The following is a 25,658-nucleotide window of genomic DNA, read 5'->3' as shown; positions in this document are numbered from 1 at the left end:
GAACGAGGCCGGGATCGTGAATCAGCAACCCGGCCAGCGCAGCTTATTCCCCTGCAGTCTGCAGGCTCATCAGGTAGTCGCGGAAAATCTGCCCCAGCACTTGAGTGGCGATTTCCATCTCATCGCGGCGCATCTGGGCGGAGACGCGGTCAGCGGTGTCCAGCGCCTCTTCCTCGCCATTGACCGCCGACATTTTCAGAACCACATAGGCCTGTACATTGTTCGCCGGCACGCCTTCGCCACGGAAGAACATCACCCCGAGGCGATGCTGCGCCAGTGCATGACCCTGCAGTGAGGCCTGCTCGAACCAGTACAGCGCCTTGGCCAGGTCGCGCGGCGCCTGCCGGCCGTCATAGTGGTATTCGCCCAGCTCGTAGCTGGCCTGCACGTCACCTTCGCTGGCGGCCTGTTCGCAGGCGCGCAAGGCTTCACGTACGGTTTCGGGGGCCGTATTCAGGGCACAACGGGAAGTTGCCGGGATCAGCAGTGAATTGCCGCCCGCGAAGACTGGCAGGGACGTGAGAAGCAGCAGGCAGCCAAGGGCGAGGCTGCGGCCGGTGCGAGTCATGAATCAAAGCGCCTCGATGATCTGGGCGGTGACTGAAATATCGGCAGAAACGAGCCGACCGTCACATTATGGATAAGCCGTTGCCGGCTTACAAAGGCTTTCATGGTTGGCCACGGTTTTTATGTCTGTTCGATTCCTTCCCCGCCCGTATTTGTCGGCAGCTTGAGCACAAACCAGGCCATGACGGGGCAGGCCAGAGCCAGACAGAACTGTTGATAGGCAGCCAGTGGGTTCTCGCCAATCGTCAGTCCGGTCCATGGCAACGCCGCCAGTAGCAGCGCGCCGCCCGCGATCCCGGCAGCGGTTTGTGGGTGTGCGGGCCATTGCAGCAGGCCTGCATGAATCACCATCAGGGCGCTGAGCAGGCCCAGCGTCAGTGCGTAGGGGTCGCTCCAGTCCAGTAGCCGCGCCAGCTCGAAAAAGGCACACAAGCCAAGCACCGCACGGCCCCAGGCGGGGCGGCTCCAGGTCCACTGGCGGGCAAACGTCAGCGCCACCAGGCCGATCAGCGGCAAGCCCAGCAGCAGGGTTGCCCGTAGCAGCCAGCGTTCGGCCTCGAATGTATCGAGGCCGAACGCCAGGCGTGCCAAGGCGCTGGCGCCGATACCTGCGGCAAGGCCGAAGGCGAGCAGCGCGCAGAACAGCGCCGGTTGCTGGGGTTCGCCGTAACCGCGGCGGGCCAGGCCGATGTGGGTGGCGCTGGCTGACGCGAAGAGCGTCAGCAGCACGGCTTGCAGCAGTTCGGGTAGCAGGCTCATTTGAGTTTGGCGAAGGCTCGTTCAGCGGCATCCAGGGTCAGTTGCAGTTCCTTGTCGCCATGCGCGATGGAGGTGAAGCCCGCTTCATATGCGCTGGGCGCCAGGTAAACACCGCCGTCCAGCATGGCGTGGAAGAATTGCTTGAAGCGCTCGGCATCGCTCTGCATTACGTCATCGAAGGTGACGATGTCATCCGCTCCGCTGAAATAGAGGCCGAACATGCCGCCGACCTGGGTGGTGACGAAGGGGATGCCGGCGGCATCGGCGCGATCCTGCAGGCCCTGCAGCATGCGGGTGGTGTAGTCGGTCAGTTCAGCGTGGAAGCCGGGGCGGCTGATCAGCTTGAGGGTGGTGAGGCCGGCGGCCATCGCCAGTGGATTGCCCGAGAGCGTGCCGGCCTGGTAGACCGGGCCGAGCGGAGCGATGCATTCCATGATGGCGCGCTTGCCACCAAAGCAGCCGACCGGCATGCCGCCGCCAATGATCTTGCCGAAGGTGGTCAGGTCCGGGGTGACGCCGTAATGCGCCTGGGCGCCGCCGAGCGCAACACGGAAGCCGGTCATCACCTCATCGAAAATCAGCACGACGCCGTGCTTGTCGCACTGCTCACGCAGGCCTTCGAGGAAGCCCGGCGCCGGCGGTACGCAGTTCATGTTGCCGGCCACCGGTTCGACGATGATGCACGCCACTTCGCTGCCAACGTTGGAGAGCATTTGCTCGACCGCCGCCAGATCGTTGAACGGCAGGGTCAGGGTGTGCTTGGCGAATGCCGCCGGTACGCCCGCGGAGCTGGGCACGCCCTGCGTCAGAGCGCCGGAGCCGGCCTTGACCAGCAGGCTGTCAGAATGGCCGTGGTAGCAGCCCTCGAACTTGATGATGCTGTCGCGACCGGTGTAGCCACGAGCCAGGCGAATCGCGCTCATGGTCGCCTCGGTGCCGGAGCTGACCATGCGCACCATTTCCATCGACGGCACCATGCTGCAGACCCGCTCGGCCATCTCGGTTTCCATCGCTGTCGGCGCGCCATAGGACAGGCCATGCTGCAGCTGGCGGCGTACCGCGTCGAGCACCTCGGGATGGCTGTGGCCGAGAATCATCGGGCCCCAGGAGCCAACGTAATCGACATAGCGCTTGCCGTCTTCGTCCGTCACATAGGCGCCTTCGGCATGCTTGAGAAACAGCGGCGTGCCACCCACGCTGCGGAAGGCGCGCACCGGCGAGTTGACGCCACCGGGGATGTGGTTCTGGGCACTGGCGAAGAGGATTTCGGAACGGGACATGCTGGGCCTCGCGGTAATAAAGGAATCAAGGATGTGCTGATGCAACCGACACTGCCATGACGTCGATCAGCCGTCGGCGAACAACGCGCTGAACGCACGTGCCCGGCGCTCGACTTCACTGGCCGAATCGGCTGCGAATAATGCGTGTACCACCGCTACCAGGCTGGCGCCGCAGGCGATCAGCTGTGGGGTGTTATCCAGGGTTACGCCACCAATGGCGACGATTGGCAGCGCGATGTGCTGGCGTGCCTGCTGCAGCATTTCCAGCGTGGCCGCGGGGGCGCCGGGCTTGGTGCTGGAGTTGAAGAAGCGCCCGAAGGCGACATAGCTGGCACCTTCGCGGCGCGCCTGCTCGGCCAGTTCGATACTGGCATGGCAGGTGGCGCCGATGATGGTTCGACGACCGAGCAGGGCGCGGGCAGCCGCCAGCGAGCCGTCTTCCTGGCCCAGGTGCAGGCCAACGCCCAGCCGCGCAGCGAGTTCGGCATCGTCATTGATGACCAGTGTCGCCCCATGCCGCTCGCAGAGTTCGCGCAGCGCGTCGGCTTCGCGCAGGCGAGTGGCAGCGTTGTCGGACTTGTCGCGATATTGGAGCAGGCGGGCGCCACCTCGCAGTGCCGCTTCGGCATAGGGCAGCAGGCGACCGTCAGCCAGCAGCGTGCTGTCGGTGATGGCGTAGAGGCCACGCAGGTTGTTCATGCTTTTCATGCAGTCGCTCCCATCAGGCCAGGTCCAGGGGCAATCGCCGCGGAATGTACTGCCCGCGACCGGGAGCCTCGGCGTCACGCAGGGTGCGCCAGGTGTAATCGAGGGCGGATTTCACCGCGCTGGCGAGGCCTTCGCCCAGTGCCAGGCGGCCGGCAAGTGCGCTGGCCAGGGTGCAGCCGGAGCCGTGATAGCTGCCCGGCAGGCGTTCGCAGCTGAACTCCTGGTAGCTGCCATCGCGTGAGTAAAAGCGGTTGAGTACGGCGGTCTCGTCACCATGACCGCCGGTAATCAGCAGGTGCCTGATGAAGGGCAGCAGCTTCTCGGCACACTCATCGGCACTGCCTTCAGGCAACTCGGCAAGGAGGCGTGCTTCGGGAAGATTCGGTGTGGCGATGGTGGATGCCGGGAACAGCCGCTCGCGCATGGCGTAGCCCACTTCATTCTTGCCCAGCGCGCCACCGCCGCCTGCACGCAGCACCGGGTCGCACACCAGAGGCACGCCGGGTAGCTTTTGCATGATCTCCAGCACCGTTTCGACCATTTCCACCGAGCCGAGCATGCCCAGCTTGACTGCGGCGACCGGCAAATCGGCAATCACCGCATGGGCCTGTGCCAGTACCCATTCGCGATCCAGTACGCGGAAATCAGTGACATCCACGGTGTCCTGCACGGTCAGCGCGGTAACGGTCGGTGCGGCGTGGCAGCCTTGGGCGATCAGGGCTTCAATGTCGGCCTGCAGTCCCGCGCCACCACTCGGGTCGTGGCCGGAGAGGCAGAGAACGACAGGGCGAGAGCAGGGGCCGGTCATCGAAAGGTTCTCCGAACAGGGGTGTAGTGGGCCGGTGTGGCCGGTTTTGTCAGGCGTGCGAGCTTATCACCATTCATCCGGGGCGGCCCGTGCGCTCCCGTTGTGGGGACGCATGGTTTTGGCCGAAACCCCACTTTTCATTGCCCGCCTGCGTGCTTCACTTTCCAGAAGCCCTGTTCATCAGCCGAGGATGTTTGCCATGAGCCTGTATTCATACGCCGAAACCCACGAAGTATTGAATCAGGTGCCGCCGCTCGATGGCGCCAACCTCTATCGCCTCGATCTTCCGTTGCAGGAGTGGGTGCGCCGCTACCAGAGCGGCTGGGCCGAAGCGCGGCTGGATGCCTACGGCGCCCTGGCGGGTGGCCCGCTGATGGCGGCTGGCTTTCTTGCCAACGAGAACAGGCCGGTATTCAGAAGCCACGATCGCTACGGTCATCGCATCGACCTGGTGGAGTTTCATCCCGCCTATCACGAGCTGATGCGCACGGCCATCGAGCACGGCATTCCGTCGCTGTCCTGGACCGACCCGCAACCCGGCGCCCATGTCGCGCGTGCTGCCCTGATGTACCTGCATAACCAGGCCGAGGCTGGCAGCAGTTGCCCACTGACCATGACCTTTGCCAGCGTGCCGGTCCTGCGGCTGCAGCCGGAGATTGCCGAGCAATGGCTGCCCAGGGTGCTGGTGACCGAATATGACCCACGCAACGTGCCGGTGGAGCGCAAGGCCGGCGCCACCCTCGGCATGGCCATGACCGAAAAGCAGGGCGGCACCGATGTGCGGGCCAACACCACCCGTGCCCACCCGATAGGTGCTGGTGGGCCGGGGCAGCCCTACGAGCTGGTGGGGCACAAGTGGTTCTGCTCTGCACCCATGTGCGATGGCTTTCTTACGCTGGCGCAGACCGACAAGGGGCTGTCCTGTTTTCTGCTGCCGCGCCATCGTCCGGACGGCACGCGCAACGCCTTCTATATCCAGCGTCTGAAAAACAAGCTGGGCAACTGGTCCAACGCCTCCAGCGAAGTCGAATATCGTGGCGCGCTGGCCTGGATGATCGGCGAGGAAGGCCGCGGCGTACCGACCATCATCGAAATGGTCGGCATGACCCGCTTCGACTGCATGATTGGCTCCAGCTCTCTGATGCGTCAGGCGCTGACCCAGGCCCTGCATCACTGCACGCACCGTCACGTCAGCGGCCGGGCGCTGATCGAACAGCCGCTGATGCGCAATGTGCTCGCCGATCTCGCCCTGGAAAGCGAAGCCGCGCTGGCGCTGACCCTGCGCATGGGTCGCGCCCTTGATAACCCGCACGACGAGCGCGAAGTCAGATTCGCTCGGCTGGTCACAGCAGTCGGCAAATACTGGATCTGCAAGCGCGCACCGAACATGATCGCCGAAGCCAGCGAATGCCTCGGCGGCGCCGGTTACGTCGAGGACACCATCCTCCCGCGGCTGTACCGCGAGGCGCCGGTCAACTCCATCTGGGAAGGCTCCGGCAACGTGCAGTGCCTGGACGTGCTGCGTGCGTTGTCGAAGGAGGCCGGTGTGCTCGACACACTGTTCGACGAACTTGCAGATGGCCACGGCGACGCGCGCTTGAAGGCCCATATCGAACGGCTTGGCATGGCGTTGCGCGACACGGACGACACCCAGTACCGCGCCCGCCAACTCACCGAAGACATCGCCGTGGCACTCCAGGCCGGGTTGCTGCTGGAGGCGGGGAATGCGGCGGTCAGTGATGCTTTTATTGCCAGCCGGCTGGAGGGTCGGGGGCGGGTTTATGGAACCTTGTCCAGGGGGCTGGATATTCAGGCGGTGCTGGAGCGCAGTACGCCGGTTTCGTGAACTGCCAAGTGACCAGCCAAGGCGGCTACTGTGCTTTGCTCAGCTCTGGCTAGGGGAGCCGGTATCTGCTGCTACAGGAATTCCGAGCGGACTGATGACCTGATTCGTAATTGGCTACGCAACCGCAACACCAGCGAACTCCTCGGTATCTGGGAGAAGCTCAACAACGACAACCTGTTTTATAAACCCGTCGAATTCGACGGGTTTATAAAACAGGCCGGCCTCAACAGCTTCACCCTGACGGCCAAGCAATGGATCAGGCAGACCAGTGCCGTCCGCCAAATGCGAACCTTCAATCGAATGCTCAACTTTTACTCAGTAATGCCGAAATGATGGCATTGGCAGGAGGTGAGCAATGCACATTGTTTCGAGTCAGCAGTTTGGCCTGAGCGCCGAGCGACAGTTCATTGCCGGGCGCGAGATCAGCGAGACGCTGGATCTGCAGCGCGGTAATGAGCGCCTGCAAATCAGCCGCCATGAGCGCAGCGAGGTGCGCAGTTTCAGTCGGGTCGAGATACAGCTTACTGAGGCGCACCCGGTGATTTCCGAGCGGCAACTGGAGCGCCTCGGTGAAGGTATGCCGCAGACTGCGCCTGCACCTGTCAGCGAGGATGCGCAAACCTTCGACTTCACGCCCGACGAAGAAAGTCTGCACAAGTTGCGCATGCTGCTGGTGGTCCTGGGTCGCGAGGCTGAAGAGATCGACGCGACTCTGGGCAAGCTCGCAGCGGGTTTGTCCCTGCCGACGGTGTCGGAGCCTGCCGCGGATGGCGGCGGGGCAGTTCAGTCTGGCGCCGGTGACTTTCTGAGCTACCAGTACAACGTGCAGGAATGGCGCGGCGAGTCGCTGAGCGTCAATGCCAGCGGCACTGTTAATACCGCCGATGGGCGCACGATCGAGTATGGTCTGAGTCTGGAAATGCTCAACCTGCAGTACAGCAGTGCCAGCGTCTCGGTCCGCGCAGGCGCCGCGTTGCAGGACCCGCTGGTGCTCAACCTCGATGGTGGTCCGGTACGCCTGGATGGGAACACCCGGATCGACTTCGACCTGAATGCCGATGGTCGCCGCGACAGCATGGCCCGTCTTGCCTCCGACAGTGCCTTCCTGGCTCTGGATCGCAATGAAAATGGACGCATCGACGATGGTCGTGAACTGTTCGGTGCGCTTTCCGGCGATGGCTTTGCTGACCTTGCGGCTTATGACGACGACCGTAACGGCTTTATCGATGAGGGTGATCGCATTTTCGAGCAACTTCGCCTGTGGCGCCCGGACGCGCAAGGCAAGGGCGAATTGGTGGATTTGCTCACAGCAGGCATAGGTGCCATCGGCCTGGCGCGCGCCTATGGCGACTTCGACCTGATCGCCCAGCAGCAGTTGGAAGGGCGGGTGAGAAGTACGGGCTTCTTCCTGTTCGAGAGTGGTCAGACGGGCAGCGTGCAGCAGGTTGATCTGGCGATTTGAGGGTGGCAGCGCCGTGATAGGGCGCCTTGGACATGTTTTTGCCAACAAAACGAGGCAAGATGAGCCAAGGCAACGCAATCCAGGAAACCTTCTTGTGAATACCGATTTTTCTCGTTTCATCACCGCTCCGACTGCCGAGGCGGCGGTTGATCGGCTTGCCGAGTTGCATCAGCAGGCGTCTTCGGCGCTGCATCAGGCGCTCAAGCGTTATGTGGCTACGCGCACTGAGCCGAGTGCGGCGGAGCGTGCGCAGTTTCGTTATCCCGAGTTACGCCTGACCCATAGCTGCCAGGGTGAGGTACCGGCCTCGACGCGCGCCTACGCCAAGGTGCAGGCGCCGGGTGTTTACAGCGTGACGGTGACGCATCCGGCAGCGTTTCGCGGATATCTGCTCGATCAGCTCGGGCCGTTGATCCAGGACTTCAACGTCAAGATCGAAGTCGGCATAAGTGACCGCAACATTCCCTATCCCTATGTGATCGAGCAGGGTGATGAGCTGTCCGGCAGCGGCGTGACGGCGGCTGAGCTGGCGCGGGTTTTCCCCAGCACCGACCTGTCAGCGGCGACCGATGACATTGCCGATGGCCTTTACGATTGGGAGCACGCGGACCCTTATCCGCTGGCGCTGTTCCACGCTGCCCGTGTGGACTTTTCTCTGCGCCGGCTGGTGCATTACACCGGCAGTGACTGGCGCCATGTGCAGCCGTGGATTCTGCTGACCAACTATCACCGCTATGTCGATCAGTTCATTCGTCATGGCCTGGACATGCTGCGTGACGACACCCGTTTCGTGCGCATGGTGCTGCCGGGCAATGTGATCATCGAGCGCGGCATGGAGGAGGGTGAGGCGCAGGCGATCATCGCGGGCGTGCTCTGGCACCGTTACCAGATGCCGGCCTATCACCTGCATGCTGCCGATGGTGATGGCGTCACGCTGGTGAATATCGGGGTCGGCCCGTCCAACGCCAAGAACATCACCGACCACCTGGCCGTGCTGCGCCCGCACTGCTGGCTGATGATCGGTCACTGTGGCGGGCTGCGGCAGTCGCAGTCTATTGGCGACTATGTGCTGGCCCATGCCTATATGCGCCGCGACGGCATCCTTGATCGGGTACTGCCGCCGCATATCCCGCTGCCGGCACTGGCCGAGGTGCAGCAGGCGTTGCAGGAAGCTGCCGCGCAGATCACCGGCGACAAGGGCGAGGCGTTGAAGAAGCGTTTGCGCACCGGCACCGTGCTGACCTACGACGACCGCAACTGGGAATTGCGCTGGGCGCAGGAGCGCCCGCTGATCAACCTGTCACGGGCCGTCGCGGTGGATATGGAAAGTGGCACCATCGCCGCCCAGGGCTATCGGCTGCGGGTGCCTTACGGGACTTTGCTGTGTGTTTCGGACAAGCCGCTGCACAGTGAAATCAAGCTGCCCGGCTCGGCCAATGCCTTCTACGAGCGGGCCGTGACCCAGCATCTGAAGATCGGTATCGCCGCGCTGGATCTGTTGCGCAACCAGCTCAACTCGCTGCATTCGCGCAAGCTGCGCAGCTTCGACGAGCCGCCGTTCCGTTAATCGCTCACAGGGCCGAACGTGTTAGGTCTATATGTGGCGACCATGAGCGCAGAAGTTTGTCCCTGCATTGGTATGGCGGGTTCGTAGGGTGGATGTCGCGAAGCACATCCACGCGTTCGGTGGGCCCGACACAGCCGCGTGGAAGATGCTTCGCAGTCTTCCACCCTACGCCGGTATCTCGCCCCGCTGTTTACAGGCTCTGTTTCGTTGCTTCGGTCTCGATGCGACGCACCATGTACACGGCAGGGATTTGGTAGCTAGCCAAGTTGTTGGCCTGCGACGCGGAAAGCTTCTCCTCAGGCTTGAAACCCATGCGTGACCAGAAACCTTGGGAGTCCTGTACCGATACCAGTGCCGAGTAGCGCAGCTGCATCGCTCCGGCCCGTTGCAGTTTGTGCTGTACCAGGGCCGGGCCGATGCCGCGCCCGGCGGCCCGGCTGGCTACGGCGAGGTCGTGCAGGTAGAGACAGTCGGCTTCATCGTGGGGTTGGAAGTCGCCATCCAGCGGGGTGACCTGGCCCAGACGTGAAGGGTAGGCGAACAGGTAGGCGCAGACGCCCTGTGCATCTTCGGCCACCCAGGCCTGTTGGGGGCAGGCAGCGAGGCGCGAGCGCACCACCGCCTCATCTTCATGCACCTCGGGTGCGTAGGATTCTTCCTGAATCGACATCACCGCAGGAATATCGCGCGCCTGCATCGCTCTCAACCTGAACATCGGACTGCTCTCGTACGGCTCTGGATCGGCTGGACGATCCGCAAAGGCCGGCGATCATACGCGATTGGCGGGCTTCAGGGGCGAACGGCTCAGGTTGAGGTGCGGAAAAGGCACGTCAGATAGCGGTTGCTGAAACCGTAACGCAGCATCGAGGCCAGCCGGCGAAGCAGGTACAGCGGGTGCCTGCGGTAGTACATGAGTACCGCGTTGCCAACGCCCTCGGAGCGATGTTGTTTGGTTGCGCGGCGTTGGAACAGGCCCTTGAACTGCCACCACTGGATCTGTTCAAAGCGCTCCTGCGGCAGCAGCCCGTGGGGGCGTAGCAGGGCGAAGAAACTGCGTGTGCTGAAGTCGTGCAGGTGATGCGGGTTGCCGTCCAGCGTTGGCGTGATGGGTACCGAGGCGATGATCTGGCCGTCTTCTGCGAGCAGCGCCGCACATTGCTCGATCAACTGACGCGGGCGCGGCAGGTGTTCGATGGTTTCCAGGCTGACGATGCTGTGGAATTTTTCTGCGCTGCTGAAGGTTTCCGCATCGGCACAGACATAGCTGAGGTTGGGGCGCTGGTAATGCGCGCGGGCGAAGGCGATGGCGGCCGGGTCGATGTCCACGCCGACCACTGTCTTGTCCGGGTTCAGCTCGGCCAGACGGTCGCTGCCGTAGCCGCAGCCACAGGCCATGTCCAGTACCCGCGTGCCGGTCAGCCGGGCCGCGGCAAAGTCGTAGCGCTCCATGTGGATGCGCAGCGTCTCGCGGTCATCCTTGTTGTCAGCATCCAGCTGGGGCGGGTAGATGCGTTCGATGGTCAGCGCGGGCGTGTGCATGGCGGGTCGTTCCTGAACCGGGGCGGCGACTATAAATCAGCGTTGCCGCTTTGCCCATGCGGTGGCTCGTCCGGGAGCCGCTGACGGAACGGTCATTTACAGGCATAATGCTTAGGATGCTATCTAAGTTCGTGATTTCGCCTTGAACAACTCTCACAAGCCTCTGCTTGGCGTGCTGCTTATTCTGGGTGCGTGCCTGCTGCTGGCAACTCATGATGGTCTGTCCAAGCATCTGACGCAGTTCTATCCGGTGCTGGTGATCATCTGGGCGCGCTACCTGGCGCAAACGGTGCTGATGGCCGGGCTGTTTACGCCGCGCATGGGGCGTCGGGTCTTCCAGACGCTGCGGCCCTGGCTGCAACTGGCGCGTGGGCTGAGCCTGGTAGGCATCAGCATCCTGTTTATCAGCGGGCTGAAGTTCATCCCGCTGGCCGAGGCCACGGCGGTGATCTTTCTGACCCCGCTGCTGGTGACCATCGCCTCGGCCATGCTGGGCGAGGCTGTCAGCCGCAGCCAGTGGCTGGCGGTTGGTTGCGGCCTGCTGGGGGTGATGATCATCGTTCGGCCCGGCGGGGCTTTGTTTACCCCGGCGATCCTGCTGCCCTTTGGTGCTGCCGTCTGCTTCACCCTGTATCAGTTGCTGACGCGGCGGCTCAGTGGCACGGATCATCCGGTGACCAGCAACTTTCTCAGCAGCCTGGTGGGCACCCTGGTGACCAGCGCACTGGTGCTGCTGGAGTGGCGTACACCGAGCCTGCAGGATGCGGCGATGATGGCCGCGCTGGGCGCCATGGCGATGACCGGTCACCTGCTGCTGACCCATGCATTCCGCTTCGCCAGTGCGGCAATGCTGGCGCCCTTCACCTATGCGCAGATCATCTTCGCCGGGGTGGTGGGCTTGCTCCTGTTCGGCCATGCGCCGGACTTCGGCGCGATGCTGGGCATGGCGGTCATCATCGCCAGCGGTCTTGGCATGGCCTGGGTGCAAGGTCGGCAGGCGCGCCCATGAATTGAAACGGAGCGGATGTGTCGTCAGGCCATCCGCGCAGCTTCCAACCCCTTATCGAACAAGGGCGAGTCGACCCTTGCGTGCGCTTTTATCAGGTAGAAAAACACATGCAGCGAATTTCTCATCACACCTTGCGTAGCGATTTCCGTCGGCTGCTGACCTCGGACAGCTGCTACCACACGGCCTCGGTATTCGATCCGATGTCGGCGCGTATCGCCGCCGATCTTGAGTTTGAAGTCGGCATTCTTGGCGGCTCGATCGCCTCGCTACAGGTACTGGCCGCTCCGGACTTTGCGCTGATCACGCTCAGCGAATTCGTCGAGCAGGCCACTCGAATCGGTCGTGTCTCGCGCCTGCCGATCATTGCCGACGCCGATCATGGCTACGGCAACGCGCTCAATGTGATGCGCACCGTGACCGAGCTGGAGCGCGCGGGAATTGCCGCGCTGACCATCGAGGACACCCTGTTGCCGGCCAAGTTCGGACGCAAGTCCACCGACCTGATCGGCATGTTCGAGGCCGTCGGCAAGATTCGTGCAGCGCTGGAGGCGCGCGTCGATCCCGAGATGTGCATCATCGCCCGCACCAACGCCGGGGTGATCGGCCTCGAAGAAGTGATCGCCCGGGCGCAGGCCTATGAGAAGGCCGGCGCCGATGCGATCTGCCTGGTCGGTATCGAGGATTTCGGGCAGCTCGAACAGGTCTCGGCAAAGCTCAGCGTGCCGCTGATGCTGGTCACCTACGGCAATCCGAACCTGCGCGACAACAAGCGCCTGGCCGCATTGGGCGTACGGATCGTGGTCAATGGCCACGCGGCCTACTTCGCCGCGATCAAGGCGACCTACGACTGCCTGCGCGAGCAGCGCCAGATCGATGCCTCGGACCTCAACGCCTCGCAACTGTCGGTCAAATATTCGACCGCCGAGGAATACATGGTCTGGGCCGAAGACTATATGCAGGTCAAGGAATAGTCAGCGGCTTTTACCTTGCCACTGTATTGCCGAATTCATTCGCCACGGTTCCGGGTGTCGGTTAGGCAAAACGTATGGGTTCCAGGCAGGCATGGGATCGCTTCTTGCGGTGTCCTTTGGCAGCTTCTAGCATGGCCGGCCTTCTCTGGAGCGCCTCGTCATGGCCCGTTCACCTCGTCCTCGCCCATCACGCCCGGTCGCGCAGCGACGGCAGGCCAGTGCCGTGCCTGCCGAGCCGCGTCTGTTACTGCTGAATAAGCCCTTCGACGTACTGACCCAGTTCAATGATGCCGATGGCCGCACGACGCTGAAAGCCTTTGTCGCGGTGCCGGGCGTCTATCCCGCAGGGCGGCTGGATCGCGACAGCGAGGGGCTGCTGTTGCTGACCAACGATGGCCGTTTGCAGGCGCGTATCGCCGACCCGAAGCACAAGCTGCCCAAGACCTACTGGGTGCAGGTGGAAGGTGAGGCGAGCGAGGAGCAGTTGCAGCGTCTGCGTGAGGGCGTCGAGCTGAACGACGGGCCGACCTTGCCCGCAGAGGCGCGCTTATTGGACGAGCCGGCACTGTGGCCGCGCAACCCTCCAGTCCGCTTTCGCAAGAGCGTACCGACCAGCTGGCTGGAGCTGGTAATTCGTGAGGGGCGCAATAGACAGGTCAGAAGGATGACGGCGGCGGTAGGCCTGCCGACCCTGCGTCTGGTGCGCGTGCGCATCGGGCCCTGGTCGCTGGACGGCCTGCAACCGGGAGAGTGGCGTGAGGTACCGGCGCGGTTGTAGCGCCAGCGCCGGATGAATCAGTGCGGAATGCCCTGAGAGACCTCGATGACGTAACCAATGATCGGCTTGGCCAGGAAGGCGAACAGGCATAGTCCCAGTCCCAGGAACAGAATTGCCGTGCCGAGCCGGCCTGCCTTCGATTTTTTCGCCAGATCCCAGATGATGAAGGCCATAAAGGCCATCAGTCCGCCGACCAGGATGATCATCATCCACTTCTCGAATACAGCAGGATCCATCGAATGCTCCGTATGGCTGGGTCTGATCGAATAAGACAGCAGCTATGCGCTCAGGTGCGAGCGAGGCTCGGTTTTACATGGGGCATAGCAAGGCGGCAGCGATTATACGCCAGCGATGGGCTCGGCTGTGCAGATGGCTCAAAGGTGGTGTCAGCACTCAACCTGGCGAAGATTGACTGGCCGTTTTCAGGTGCTCCAGCGGCAGCTCGGTACTGGATGAAACCTGGCGCAGCACGAAGCTGGAGCGCACGCTGGAGACGCCTTCGATGCGCGTCAGGGTGCCCAGCAGAAAGGCCTGGTAGTGATCCATGTCCGGCACCACCACTTTGAGCTGGTAGTCGGCGTCCATACCGGTGACCAGGCTGCATTCGAGCACTTCGGGGCATTTTCCGATCACGCCTTCGAAATGCTCGAAGCGCTCGGGGGTATGCCGGTCCATGCCGATCAGCACATAGGCGGTCAGGGTCAGGCCGAGCTTCTTGCGGTCGAGCAGGGCTACCTGGCGGGCGATGTAGCCGTCGTCTTCCAGCTGCTTGACCCGTCGCGAGCAGGGGGAGGGCGAGAGGCCGATGCGCTCGGCCAGCTCCTGGTTGGAAATCCGTGAGTCGTGCTGGAGTTCGGAAAGAATACGAAGGTCGTAGCGGTCGAGTTTGCTCATGATTGCCCTGTCTCGATTGTTGATTGCCAGGATTTGCTGATTGGATTTGTTTTGTTGCGCAACATTGAGCTTATTAAGCAATGTTCGCAAGCATTCACCTTGGTCGCGGGCGTAAGCTTTGTCTCAACTTCCGCTCCCGGCTGTAAGAGATGAGGCCAACCAGCCTCTACCTCCTCGCTGACCTTACCCAGTTCAGCGATCCGGGGCCGCAGCGCCCATAAGGCGTGTGTTCGAAGAAGCCGCTACCCGCAGCCAGCCAAACGAGAAAAGGCCATGCACGCGCATGGCCTTTTTCGTTGGTGCCTTTCAGTGTCTGCTTCAATTCTCGCAATCCACCTGGAAGGTCGGCTCGGGTGGCCAGGCCAGCGCGCTCTGGCATCCCCGTTGTTCCCCGAAAGCAGCGCCAGAGCAGTCGTGCAATCCCCGGGACGGCTGTGTAGGCTAGCCGCTGACCGGCACCTGTCGCGCCGGGAACAGGGAGTTTCTCCTCGTGCGGATTGCCTCCAAGACGCTGCTCCGGCTGCTGCTCGGCCTGGTCGTGTTAGCTGTGCTGCTGTGGTTCTGGCGACCCTGGCAAGGGCCGTTGCTGAGCGGCTATCAACTTGAGGAACGCTCTCTGGTGCAGCGGGTAGTGGCCAGCGGTGAGGTGTCCAGCAAGTCCCTGGCGCGGGTCGGTAGCGAACTCACCGGGGTGGTCAAGGCCCGCCTCGTGCGTGAAGGCGATCGTGTCGAAATGGGTGACCTGCTGGTCGAGCTGCGCGATGACGAACAGCAGGCGCGGCTGCGTGAGGCCGAAGCCGCTCTGCGCCAGTTGACCGATTCCAGCCGGCCCCAGGCCGAGGTGCAGCTGCGCGATGCGCAAAGCCGGCTGGAACAGGCCGTGCGCGAGCGGGAGCGCCGCGAGACCGTGCATGCGCGCGGGTTGCTCTCTGCCGAGGCGCTGGAACAGGCGCGCCAGGTGGAAACCACTGCCCGCGTGGGCCGCGACCGCGCCCGGCTGCAGCGCGACGCGCTGGTAGCTGATGGCGCCGAAGCCCATCAGGCCCGCCAGCGGGTCGAGCAGGCCCGCATTGCGCTGTCACGCACGCGCATCCATGCCGCGCACGCCGGCACTGTGCAGACCCGCAATGTGGAGCCGGGAGATCTGGTGCGCCCAGGCGATGTGCTCTTGGAGATTGCCCGCGACGACAGCCGTGAGATTCTGCTGCCGCTGGATGAAAAGAACCTGGGTGCAGTCGCCCTCGATCAGCCGGCCTGGGTGATTCCCGATGCCTGGCCTGAGCGTGTGCTCAAAGCGCGTGTCAGCTATCTGGCTCCCGCCGTCAATCCGGCTCAGGGGACGCTGGATGTGCACCTGGAGCTGCTCGACGAGGCGGATTTCCTGCGTCAGGGCATGAGTGTGTCGGTGAATATCGAAACCGCACGCTTGGAGCGCGCACTGGTAATTGGCAACGATGCCCTGCTGGCCCGCGATGGCGATCAGGCCCAGGTCCTGCGTGTCGCCGATGACGGCACCGTCAGCCGCACGCGGGTGCGTCTGGGCCTGCGCAGCGACGCGCTGAGCGAAGTGCGCGAGGGCCTGGCGCCGGGCGACCGGGTATTGAACGTCGTCGCTGAGCCCGACCAGAGCATCCGCTTTCAACGACTGCCGTTGCCGGGTGCGGAGTAAGCCATGCGCTGGCTGAACGCCCTCTGGCTCGAGTGGAAGGTCGCTCTGGCCTTTCTGCTCGACAACCGGCTGCAAACGCTGCTGATCATGGTAGGCATCGCCGTGGGTTCGGCGGTGATCGTGTTCATCACGGCCCTGATCAGCGGCCTGCAGAGCAATGTCATTGAGCGCACCCTTGGCACCCAGGCACATTTGAAGATCGAAATGCCCGACGAGGTCAACCGCGTACTCCCGGCGTCGGACAACGCCGTCGCACTGGTGCTGCACAGCCCGCGCGCCCAGCGGCTGCGTTCGCTGAGCAACTGGCAGGCGCTGCGCGACTTGCTTGATGGACAGCCCGGCGTGCGGGCAGTGTCGCCGCTGGCCACGGGACCGGCGATTGCCCGGCGCGGCCAGGCGCGCGCTTCTATCGCGCTGATGGGTATCGATCCGGAGCGTTATCAACGCATTGTGCCCGTAGCCCGTGATCTGGTGGCAGGCCGTTTCGTTGTCGAAGGCGACCAGGTGGCCCTCGGCGCCGAGCTGGCCCGTGAACTGGGGCTGAGCGTCGGGGACAAGCTGCGACTGGATGGTGGAGAGGGGCGTGAGCGGGTGGTGCGGGTGGCCGGCATCTTCGAGCTGGGCGTGCGCGAGCTGGATGCCCGCTATGTCTATCTGGACCTGCGTCAGGCGCAGATTCTGCTCGATCTGCCCGGCGGGGTGACGCAGATCGACCTGACCGTCGAGGACATTTTTGCCGCCGAGAAGGTTGCCGAGCGCATGGCCCGTCTCACCGGCATGCAGGCGGAAAGCTGGATGGCCACCAATGGCCAACTGCTCAATGCCTTGCGTTCCCAGAGCATGACCACCGAGATGATCCGCATATTCGTCGGGCTTTCCGTGGCGTTCGGCATCGCCAGCGTGCTGGCGGTCAGCGTCGTGCAACGCACCCGGGAGATCGGCATCCTTCGCGCCATGGGCAGCCCGCGCAGCCAGGTGATGCGCGTGTTTCTGCTGCAAGGCGGGCTGCTCGGGCTGGCCGGTTCGGCCCTTGGCGGACTGGTGGGTTGGGGGTTGATCCAGGTGTTCAATCTGTTCGGGCCGAGGCTGTTCGTGATCGAGGTCTCGTCGGGCCTGCTGCTGTCGGCCATGCTGGTGGCCACGCTGACCGGCGTGCTGGCCGCCGTCGCGCCCGCCCGTCGCGCGGCCCGTTACGATCCGGCAGTGGCGATCCGTTATGTCTGACGTTCATGAAGTGCTGCGCCTGAAAGGGCTGCGCAAGGTCTACAACCCTGGCACGCCTCAGGAGCAGGAAGTCCTGCGGGGCATCGACATGTGCGTGTCGAGTGGCGAGCTGACCGCATTGATCGGCCCCAGCGGCTCGGGCAAGAGCACGCTGCTGAATATCATCGGCCTGCTCGACTCGCCCAGCGCTGGCGAGCTGTACCTGATGGGCCGGGCGACGCGCACGCTGGATGACGAAACCCGGACCCGGCTGCGCAACGAAACCATCGGTTTCGTGTTTCAGTTCCATCACCTGATCTCGGCGTTCAGCGTCCTCGACAACGTACTGATGCCACTGATGATCCGCCGCGGCAAACCAGGCGCCGAGGATGTGCAGCTGGCCGAGCGACTGCTGGCCCAGGTCGGGCTGGAGGGCTTTGGCTGCAAGCGCGCCGGCCAGTTGTCCGGCGGTCAGCAACAGCGGGTTGCGATTGCCCGCGCACTGGTTACGCGGCCAGCCCTGCTGCTGGCCGACGAGCCGACCGGCAACCTGGATACCCGCACGGCTGAGCAGGTGTTCGAGCTGTTCCGCGAGATCAACCGGGAATTCGGCTGCGCCGTGCTGGTGGTGACCCATGATCCACGGCTGTCGGGCAGTTGCCGACGCAGTATCGAGCTGGTGGACGGAAGCATTGTGAGGGATACGCAGACGGCTTGAACGGCGGCATAAGCTGCGGCAGCAGCCGGCAAACGTGCGGGACAAGTGCCGCGCCGAGAGTGCCGGAGCGAGTCAGCGGCGCGGCGGGCTCGCGGACGATACTTACCGCACTGCGAGCCTGGAAACTGAGTACTACCCCGTTACAGTTGTCCCGCTTGCCATTGTGCTTCGCGTTCAGCCAAGGCTGCGGCGATATCCTGCAGGCGATCGGAGGCCAGGTTTTGCGGCAGAGGATCGAGGCCAGCGCTGGCAAAAAGCTGCCCATAACTGTTGCGCAGCTCTGCATAGGCCAGATCGCGGCGTAGGTCGGCATGCAGGGTATTCAGTTCCCCCTGAATCAATTCCAGCTCTCCAATACCTTGGGCCTGATAGCGGTTGCGCAACTGTTCGACGATCTGCTCATCCAGCCCGGCCAGTTGCTGGCTGGTCTGGAATTGGCGCTGGGCCTCGCGGAAGTTGGCGTTGGCTACATGCAATTGGGCGAGGATTGCCATCGACATGGCTTGGCGACGCGCATCGGCGACCTCTTGGCCAGCCTTGGCCACATCGATGGCGGCTGGGGCTGAAAGCACGTTGAAGAGGTTCCAGGTGACCTTCACGCCGTAGTCGGCCCAGCTTTGGTTGACCAGGAAAGAGTTGCTGTCGTAATGACCGCCGGCGGAAAACTCCAGACCAGGCAGCAGGCGCAGCATGGCCTTGCGCGTTTCAGCGGCGCTGATACGTGCCTGGTAGTCCTGCTCGCGCAGCTCGGGGCGGCTGGCCAAGGCTTCGTCCTCGAGTTTGCCTAGCTCGACACTGAGTTCCGGTACCTGATAGCCCTCCTCGGGAGCCAGTTCAACGTTGGTGCCTAAGGGCAGGTTGATCAGCGTCGCCAGTTCGGTCTTGGCCAGCGACAGGGCCCGCCGCTGTTCTTCCAGCTGGCGAGTGGCTTCGATGAGGGCACGCTGGTAGCTCAAGGCCTGAATAGGATCGCCAATACGCTGCTCACTGAGGCGCTGGCTATTGTCGCGGGCCTGGGCAACGCGCGCCATGAGGCTGTCGATCTGAGACAGCAGGCGATCGGCGGCCACTGCGCGCCAGTAGGCGGAACGCACGTCCTGGGTGATGGTGTGAACCACCTTGCGCCGACGTTCCTGCACAATCAGGCGCTGGTCGCCCTGCTGTTTGGCGCTGACGTAGCTGACGCCGAAGTCCAATACGTTCCAGACCATGGTCAGGTCGGCAACGCCGCGGTCACGATCCTGTGAGGTGGAGGGTTCGAGCGACTGGGTGCCGGTTTCGATGCTCTGGCTGCTGGAGGCACTGATGTTGTTGCGCCCGGCATACCCGGCGGAGAGGGCCATACGTGGCAGCATATCGAAGGTTGCCAGGTCGACCTGACGCTGGGCCATGGCTTCCTCCATGACCTTCAGGCGCGCTTCGAGGTTGTACTTCACCGCGCGGGCCATGGCCTCATGCAGAGTCAGCGAGCCGCTGAGCGGTTCCTGATCCTTGAACATGTTCTGCAAATCGGTCTGGGCGCGTTGTTCGCTGGCGCTGCGGTCGATGGGTTGGCTGGTGACTGCGCAACCGCCAACGGCTAACGCCAGTACACTGATGCTGAAAAACTTCGCTGCTTTGCTCATCCTTGGGCCGCCCCCTGGTACGGCACTCATTCGATTCTTATCTGTTATGTCGATTACGCTTGTGGCATTTGCAGTGGCATTTTGCCCAATGCCCAGGCCAGATCTTTTATCTGGCGTTGTTCGCTTTCACCTATCTCCTGCAACTGCTGGCTCAGCGTCGGTGCTCCTAGAATCTCTCCCCCGCTCAAGCCATTGCTGATGGAATTACCCCAGCGAAGCTGGATATCGCCTGACTCCAGCGGTACGTCCTTGCTGAACACGCTGGAGAAACTGCTGGTACCGAACACGCCGCCGTCATTCCCACCAAAGCCGAGGAAACCGATACCGCTGCCATTGCCGGCACCGCTGTCGCTGCTGGCAAAGACCTGGGCGATGAAGCTGGGCGCCAGCGCACCGTTATTGATGAAGATGTTGCCCACCGTGGGTACGCCGCTACCGAGAGTCGGTTGCTCGAACAATGGCGGCGGCAACAGTGGCGAGGTGGTGCTGGAGGGTGGCGCACTGGGCACGGTGGGTTGAGGGGGTGCACTAGGCGTCGTGGGGACGATGGGCGTCGGGTTGGCACGGAACTCCGGATCGCCGTCCCCCTGGGAGAGGGTATAGGGCTGGCCGACCAGGCTGTCAGCCAGCATGTTGCCAGCCGAGTCGCTGATGCCGGTGCCGCTGCTGTTGAGTGCCAGGGCCAGGCTGCCGCTTCCGATTATGTTGGTAATGGTGATCTGGTAAGTGCGTGCATCGATCTGCACCAGGTTGCCCAGAATGCCACTGGCATTGCGGCTGGTGACCAGGCTGAAGTCGGACAGGTCGACGCCGCTGACGTCTTCGCTGAAGGTCACGGTGTAGCGCACGTTGGTGGCACTGCTGGACGGGTCCAGCGCAATGGTCGCACTGGGCACGATGGTGTCGACCCGCACGCCGGAGGTGTCTCCGACGTTGTTCAGGGTCAGGTTCATGGCATTGCCGGTCGCATCGCGCAGGCTGCCACCATTGTCCTGCAGGCCGGCCACGGTGATGCCATCGGTATCGTTCAGGCCGGGCTGCAGGCTGTACTGGAAGACCAGGGTAGTGGTGCCAGAGCCTGCTACGTAGTCGGCGTAGACCGTGCTGCCGCCGATGTCCAGTGCCAGCCTTGGCGTGCCGTTGACCAGAACGGCTTCGCTGGCGTTGACCACGAAGGTCAGGGTGTCGCCGGCGTTGTACTGCACCCCGGCGGGTACGCTGACACTGCTGACGAGCGGAACCACGGTGTCGACGACGTAGTTGCTCGATTGCGTGACGCCAATACCGGCATTGCCTGCTGCGTCCTGCACCGCGGCGTTGTTCAGGGTGATCAGGTTGCTGCTCGCGGTGGCGTTGGCGGCTGGCGTCAGGGTGGCTGTCCAGGTGATGCCGCCATCATTACTGCCGAGCCCGCTGAGGGAGCCATTGGTTGCGCTGAGGTCGGCCAGCATTAGACCCGTCACCGCTTCGTTAAAGGTGATGGTCACCGTCGCCGTCTCGCCGGCAGCCAGCGCAGTGTCGCTCAGCTGGATGGTCGCGGTCGGGCGCTGGGCGTCGATGGCGTAGTTGTTCGAGGCAGTGGTTCCGCTGCCGGCGTTACCGGCGGCATCCTGTACGCTGGTATTGTTCAGGGTGATGACGTTGCTGCTGTCGGTAATGTTGCCGTTTGGCGTCAGGGTTGCCGTCCAGGTGATGTTGTCCGCGGTGCTCAGGTTGCTCAGGGTGCCGCTGGCCACGCTGAAGTCTGCCAGGCTCAGACCCGTCACGGCTTCATTGAAGGTGATGGTCACGGCGCTGGCTTCACCGATGGCCAGCGCAGTGTCGCTTACCACTATGGTCGCGGTCGGGCGTTGAGTGTCGATGGCGTAGTTGTTCGAGTCGGTGGTGCCGGTGCCGGCGTTGCCTGCGGCATCGCTGTAGCCGGTGTTGTCCAGGGTGATCAGGTTGTCGGTGCTTTCGACATTGGCATCCGGCGTGAAGGTGGCGGTCCAGATGATGTTGTCTGAAGTGATCAGGTTGCTCAAAGCACCGTTGGCCACGGTGAAGTCTGCGATGGTCAGCCCGCTGACCGCTTCGCTGAAGGTGATGGTGACGGTGGTAGTTTCGCCAATGGACAGGGTCGTGTCGGCTAGCGTGATTGCGGCCGTCGGGCGTACGCCGTCAATCGTCAGGGCGTGCTGACCAGCAAGCGAGTTCAGGCTGCCGAGGCTGGGTAGAGTGAGGGCGGCAGCTGCATTGCCGGCGGCATTTGTAAGGCTGGCACCATTTAGAGCAAGTGCCGTCGTAGATTGGTAATTCAGATCGGCGCTGATGTCACCGGCCTGCACGGTATAGCTGAAAGTCAGCGTGTCAGTTCCGGAACCGCTGACATAGGAAGCATTGCGATCAAGTGCGCCGGTTTCCAGCAGTAGTGTGGGCGAGCCGCCAGCGGTATTGACTGTCACAGCCTGATTGAAGGTGATGCTGATGGTGAGGGTTTCACCGGTCCTGTAGCTGCCATCGGAGGCGCTGGACGTTACTGCGGTCACGCGCGGCGGGCTGTTGACGGTCAGGCTGAACGTGTCACTGACGCTACCACCGTTGCCGTCATCGGCGATGACGTTAATGCTGAGCGTGCCGGCATCGCCAGTGGTCGGGGTGCCGGAGAAGGTGCGGGTGGTGGGATCGAAGCTGAGCCAGGCCGGCAATGCGCCGCCGACTAATTGTGCGCTGTAGCTCAGAGTATCGCCGGCATCCATATCGCTAAAAGTGTTGGAGGCGAACTGGAAGCTGAAGGCCGCATCTTCGGTGGCATTCTGGTCAGATATCGGGTTGGCGACGCTGGGTGCGTCGTTGGTATTGGTCACCAGGATATCGAAGGTGTCGGTCACCGTGCCGCCTTGGCCGTCGTCCGCTGTGACTTGGATGCTCAGCGGGCCGACATCGCCATTGGTCGGGTTACCGGAGAAGGTGCGGGTAACGGGGTCGAAGCTGAGCCAGGCGGGCAGTGGGCTGCCGCCGGCCAGTTGGGCGCTGTAGGTGAGTGTGTCGCCCTCGACGTCGGCAAAGGTGTTGGCGGCGAACTGGAAGTTCAAGGGCTGATCTTCGGTGGCGCTCTGGTCTGCTATCGGGTTGGCTACCGTGGGCGCATCGTTGATCGCGGTGACCTGCAGGGTGGCGGTCTTGCTGTCGGTCAGGGTGCCACCGTTGCCGGTGTTGCCACCATCGTTGATTGTTACGGTCAGAGTCACGGCACTGGTGGCATTGGCTGCAGTGGTGAAGGACAGGTTGCTGGCGGCGATGTAGGCATTGATGTTGGCCAGGCTGCCGGTGAGGGTCAGCGCGCTGCTGGTGCCGCCCACGGTCACTGCGCCGCCACTGGTGGCGGCAAGGCTACCGCTGGACACCGAGAAGGTGGCGACGACGGTGCTGGCGGCTGCGTCGGGGTCGGTGAAACTGATGCCGGTCAGAGCGCTGGCCTGGTCTTCGGTCACGCTCAGGATGGGCGGTGCAGTGATCTGCGGTGCGTCGTTCACGGCAGTGACGTTGAGCACTGTGGTCGCGACGTTGCTGTCGGCAGTGCCATCGTTGACGCGGAAACTGATGGTGCGCGTGGCTGTGCTGGGGGCGTCCGAGCCATTGCTGTAGGTGATGCTGCGCAGCGCGGCCTGCCATTGCGCCAGGGTGGCGCTGGCGCCCGCCGAGGTGAGCGTGAGGACTCCGGTGCCGGCGTCATAGCTGGCGCTGATGTTGCCCATGCTGCTGCCGTCATTGACGAAGAGGAGTAGATCCTGGCCGCTGGCGAAGTTGCCGGTGATGGCGGCGGTGGCAGACGCTAGGGTGGCGTTGTCCACGTCGATGAGCGTCAGGCCACTGTCGATCACCGCCGCGCTGCCGTTTTCGGTAAAAGTGCTGCCGCCGCCGGATGTCGTGAGTACTGGTGCATCGTTCACGGCAGTGATCGTGAGCGTAACGGTGGCAACGTTTGAGCTGGCCAGCCCATCGTGAGCACGATAGGTGAAGGAGTCTGTGCCGTAGTAGTTGGCGCTCGGTGTGTAGGTAAATGTCCCGTTGTCGCTGAACGTCAGGGTGCCGTGGGCCGGACCTGCGACGAGCGAGGCACTGAGCGCATTGCCGTCAGCATCCGTATCGTTGGTGAGCACCGAGCTCACTGTCAACGGACTGTCTTCGTTGAGTGAATAACTGTCATTGTTCGCCACAGGCGCACTGTTCGCGTTGCTGACGGTGATACCGTTGCCCGTCATATCAGTAATCACCACGGCGGCAGCATCCGCACCTGCCAACCAATCCTCTGCAGCGGCCAGGTTGTAGGTGGTGCCACCGGTTGAACTGGTGCCGTTGCGGTTTAGCAGCCCCTGCAATGCATTGCGGTCTGTGGCGCTGAGCGTGAGGGTGAAGCTGGTGCCGCTGGTGATCTCGACATTTGCCGTATCGGTCAGGGTATAGGTGGCGCCAGCCTGACCCGTGACAGTGAACTTGCTGGCGATGATGTCGTTACTGGCGCCACTTAACTGGGTGAAGCCGGATCCGCTCACCGTCAGCGTGCCGGTGGCTGCGTCGTAGGTTGAGCTGGAGATGGTGGGTACCGGGACGTTGCTTACCGTAACGACGTTGCCGGTCTCGTCGGGCGCCGAGGCCCGGCTGGCATCCCAACCGGAGGCAGCAGCCAGGCCGAAAGTACTGCCACCTGTGGAGCTGCTGCCGTTTCTGTTGAAGATCAGACCGATGGCCGCCCGGTCAGCGGTGTTCAAGACGACCGAGAAGCCTGTGGCGCTGCTGGCCTGGACGGTGCCGCTGGTCAGGGTATAGCTCGCGCCGCCTTCGCCCAACAACCTGAGCTTGCTGGTGCTGATATTGTCTCCAGCCCGCATGTCCGTACCCGCGACCGACAGGACGCCCGTGCTGGCGTCATAGGTTGCGCTGGTGATGTTTGGATGCAGCGGTGCAGTTGCATTGGCAACTGAGAAGCTGTCGAACAAGACATTTCTTACACCGAATAGCTCGCCTTTCTCCTTGAAGGCGATTTCGAACCTAGTGATATTGGTAAAGCTGGTGTAGTTACCGCCCGAAACATTCCCGCTCGCAGACTGCTCGAAGGTCGTGGTGATAGTGCTGCCGTCGGCCTTGTAACCGGTGATGATGAACACGTGGGTACCGTATCCGGATCTGCTTAGGCTTAAGGCTGTCAGATCGAAGGTGCCAACGTTGCTCTCGTCTGCGCTAACGGTAAAACGACCTGTGTGGGCAGCGTACCCACCTTCGTTGATATTCAGGTATATGCCTTCCGGGTTATCGGTCCCCAAAATATGATAGTTGGCCGTCAGGTTGAAACCCGGCAGGAAGTTGCCCGGCGTAGTCGAGGGGGTAACGTCCTGCAGGCCATTGGGCAGGGCCAGCAATGTATCTACACTGAAGCTCAGGGTAGCTGCTTCGATGGCTCCGGTGCTTTGTTCGAGAATCCAGTCGCCGCCATGGCTGCCGCTGCCGGTAGCGTTGCTGGAGGCCATGACGTCCGCCTCGGTGGCGGCGGCCAACCCGTTAATCAGGGCCATTCCCGCGCGATCCGCTGCAATGTCGCAGCCGTAGAGCAGGATATCGCCCTCGCTGCTGAGCGCGTTGCCCACTTCTGTCAGCAACTTGCTATGTTGGTCGAGGTTTTCGCCGGTCAGGACAAGGTCGCCCAGATGCAGGGTGCCGGCGCTGCCATGGGAAAGTATGTGGATGGCGTCAATGCCGGTGCGGCCCTGAAGGTAATCGGCGATCTGTTGCAGACCGTTCTGACTGCCATCAACAAGCACCACCTCGGTGCCGGACTTCAGGCTGCTCAGCAGCTGTTGATGGTTATTGACCTTGTTGTCGATGAAAACCACCTCCTGGCGCTGAGCACTGGTGGCGACGGGAGGGGTTGCCGGATTGCTGGCGTGCAGGGAGGTATCGGTGGCGGCTTGCGTCTTTGCAATATCGCTGCTGATTGCCGTGTCGGCAACCGTGGCAGCCACGGCGCCGTCGAACATCATGCGTGGCTCAAGGGCCGAGGCCAGCGGGGAGCGTGCAGGCAGTGAGGCAGAGCCGGCGGCAACGGTCTTCTTCTTGTTCCAGAACATGGCGCAGGTCCCTCTGATTGCATCTGGCTATCTAAGGATGGAAATCTGTATGGCCGTTGCAGTTCTTGTCAATTTATTTCACCGCGTCCAGCCAATTTTTAAACGGGTTATCTAGCAGCGTTCTGCTTTAGGCCGGAAAGCAAGGTTTGTT

General features: G+C 62.8%; 21 protein-coding genes. 10 read left to right on the top strand and 11 right to left on the bottom strand.

The window, feature by feature from the left end; translation table 11 throughout:
* Positions 1–43: 43 nt before the first annotated feature.
* From NAV32_RS01500 to NAV32_RS01480, 5 genes are all read right to left on the bottom strand, one after another.
* Positions 44–568 (bottom strand): tetratricopeptide repeat protein, encoded by a 525-nt coding sequence (locus tag NAV32_RS01500; protein WP_256051019.1) that lies wholly within the window; start codon positions 566–568, stop codon positions 44–46.
* A 119-nt stretch (positions 569–687) separates the two neighbouring features.
* Positions 688–1,326, bottom strand: a complete 639-nt coding sequence (locus tag NAV32_RS01495) for a hypothetical protein (protein WP_256051018.1) — start codon at positions 1,324–1,326, stop codon at positions 688–690.
* Complete coding sequence (gene hemL, locus NAV32_RS01490) at positions 1,323–2,606, bottom strand: glutamate-1-semialdehyde 2,1-aminomutase (RefSeq protein WP_256051017.1); 1,284 nt, start codon at positions 2,604–2,606, stop codon at positions 1,323–1,325. Before hemL ends, NAV32_RS01495 begins: the two co-directional genes overlap by 4 nt.
* A 66-nt stretch (positions 2,607–2,672) precedes the next feature.
* Entirely contained in the window at positions 2,673–3,314 is a 642-nt protein-coding gene (gene thiE, locus NAV32_RS01485) for a thiamine phosphate synthase (protein WP_256051016.1), read from the bottom strand.
* A 13-nt stretch (positions 3,315–3,327) separates the two neighbouring features.
* A complete protein-coding gene (locus NAV32_RS01480; RefSeq protein ID WP_256051015.1) occupies positions 3,328–4,122 on the bottom strand; it encodes a bifunctional hydroxymethylpyrimidine kinase/phosphomethylpyrimidine kinase in 795 nt (264 codons plus the stop codon).
* 199 nt (positions 4,123–4,321) lie between these two features.
* Here NAV32_RS01480 and NAV32_RS01475 point away from each other — a divergent pair, with 199 nt between their 5' ends.
* From NAV32_RS01475 to amn, 4 genes are all read left to right on the top strand, one after another.
* Positions 4,322–5,968 carry an acyl-CoA dehydrogenase family protein gene (locus NAV32_RS01475; RefSeq protein ID WP_256051014.1) on the top strand — a complete coding sequence of 549 codons (1,647 nt, stop codon included), beginning with the start codon at positions 4,322–4,324 and terminating at the stop codon, positions 5,966–5,968.
* Between the two features lie 30 nt (positions 5,969–5,998).
* On the top strand, positions 5,999–6,301 hold the full coding sequence (locus tag NAV32_RS01470) for a KilA-N domain-containing protein (protein ID WP_256051013.1): 303 nt from the start codon (positions 5,999–6,001) through the stop codon (positions 6,299–6,301).
* Positions 6,302–6,323: 22 nt separating this feature from the next.
* Complete coding sequence (locus tag NAV32_RS01465; RefSeq protein WP_256051012.1) at positions 6,324–7,430, top strand: hypothetical protein; 1,107 nt, start codon at positions 6,324–6,326, stop codon at positions 7,428–7,430.
* A gap of 94 nt (positions 7,431–7,524) precedes the next feature.
* Positions 7,525–8,997, top strand: coding sequence for an AMP nucleosidase (gene amn / locus NAV32_RS01460; protein ID WP_256051011.1), 1,473 nt, complete (start codon positions 7,525–7,527; stop codon positions 8,995–8,997).
* 190 nt (positions 8,998–9,187) lie between these two features.
* Here the strand turns inward: amn and NAV32_RS01455 are convergent, their stop codons facing one another.
* Complete coding sequence (locus NAV32_RS01455) at positions 9,188–9,694, bottom strand: GNAT family N-acetyltransferase (protein ID WP_256051147.1); 507 nt, start codon at positions 9,692–9,694, stop codon at positions 9,188–9,190.
* 107 nt (positions 9,695–9,801) lie between these two features.
* Entirely contained in the window at positions 9,802–10,536 is a 735-nt protein-coding gene (locus NAV32_RS01450; RefSeq protein ID WP_256051010.1) for a class I SAM-dependent methyltransferase, read from the bottom strand.
* A 142-nt stretch (positions 10,537–10,678) separates the two neighbouring features.
* On the opposite strand from NAV32_RS01450, the gene NAV32_RS01445 reads away from it, so the two are divergent.
* From NAV32_RS01445 to NAV32_RS01435, 3 genes are all read left to right on the top strand, one after another.
* Positions 10,679–11,545: a DMT family transporter gene (locus NAV32_RS01445; protein ID WP_256051009.1), complete on the top strand. Its 867-nt coding sequence runs from the start codon at positions 10,679–10,681 to the stop codon at positions 11,543–11,545.
* 107 nt (positions 11,546–11,652) lie between these two features.
* Positions 11,653–12,516, top strand: coding sequence for an isocitrate lyase/PEP mutase family protein (locus NAV32_RS01440; protein ID WP_256051008.1), 864 nt, complete (start codon positions 11,653–11,655; stop codon positions 12,514–12,516).
* Between the two features lie 160 nt (positions 12,517–12,676).
* Positions 12,677–13,294 carry a pseudouridine synthase gene (locus tag NAV32_RS01435; RefSeq protein WP_256051007.1) on the top strand — a complete coding sequence of 206 codons (618 nt, stop codon included), beginning with the start codon at positions 12,677–12,679 and terminating at the stop codon, positions 13,292–13,294.
* 17 nt (positions 13,295–13,311) lie between these two features.
* Here the strand turns inward: NAV32_RS01435 and NAV32_RS01430 are convergent, their stop codons facing one another.
* Complete coding sequence (locus NAV32_RS01430) at positions 13,312–13,530, bottom strand: DUF2788 domain-containing protein (protein ID WP_256051006.1); 219 nt, start codon at positions 13,528–13,530, stop codon at positions 13,312–13,314.
* 157 nt (positions 13,531–13,687) lie between these two features.
* Positions 13,688–14,188 carry an Lrp/AsnC family transcriptional regulator gene (locus NAV32_RS01425; RefSeq protein WP_423836410.1) on the bottom strand — a complete coding sequence of 167 codons (501 nt, stop codon included), beginning with the start codon at positions 14,186–14,188 and terminating at the stop codon, positions 13,688–13,690.
* 496 nt (positions 14,189–14,684) lie between these two features.
* Between NAV32_RS01425 and NAV32_RS01420 the strand changes: the two genes are divergently transcribed.
* From NAV32_RS01420 to NAV32_RS01410, 3 genes are read left to right on the top strand one after another with little or no spacing between them, the layout of a single operon-like run.
* On the top strand, positions 14,685–15,857 hold the full coding sequence (locus NAV32_RS01420; protein WP_256051145.1) for an efflux RND transporter periplasmic adaptor subunit: 1,173 nt from the start codon (positions 14,685–14,687) through the stop codon (positions 15,855–15,857).
* A gap of 3 nt (positions 15,858–15,860) precedes the next feature.
* Complete coding sequence (locus NAV32_RS01415; RefSeq protein WP_256051005.1) at positions 15,861–17,081, top strand: ABC transporter permease; 1,221 nt, start codon at positions 15,861–15,863, stop codon at positions 17,079–17,081.
* Positions 17,074–17,778, top strand: a complete 705-nt coding sequence (locus NAV32_RS01410) for an ABC transporter ATP-binding protein (protein ID WP_256051004.1) — start codon at positions 17,074–17,076, stop codon at positions 17,776–17,778. Before NAV32_RS01415 ends, NAV32_RS01410 begins: the two co-directional genes overlap by 8 nt.
* A 140-nt stretch (positions 17,779–17,918) precedes the next feature.
* Here the strand turns inward: NAV32_RS01410 and NAV32_RS01405 are convergent, their stop codons facing one another.
* On the bottom strand, positions 17,919–19,403 hold the full coding sequence (locus NAV32_RS01405) for a TolC family protein (RefSeq protein WP_256051003.1): 1,485 nt from the start codon (positions 19,401–19,403) through the stop codon (positions 17,919–17,921).
* Positions 19,404–19,456: 53 nt separating this feature from the next.
* Positions 19,457–25,507, bottom strand: a complete 6,051-nt coding sequence (locus NAV32_RS01400; RefSeq protein ID WP_256051002.1) for an Ig-like domain-containing protein — start codon at positions 25,505–25,507, stop codon at positions 19,457–19,459.
* Between the last annotated feature and the right edge of the window lie 151 nt (positions 25,508–25,658).

The organism is Stutzerimonas stutzeri (assembly GCF_024448695.1).
Taxonomy (GTDB): domain Bacteria; phylum Pseudomonadota; class Gammaproteobacteria; order Pseudomonadales; family Pseudomonadaceae; genus Stutzerimonas; species Stutzerimonas stutzeri_T.
Note: the sequence above shows the minus strand (reverse complement) of the source record. Positions and strands in the feature narration are given on the sequence as shown.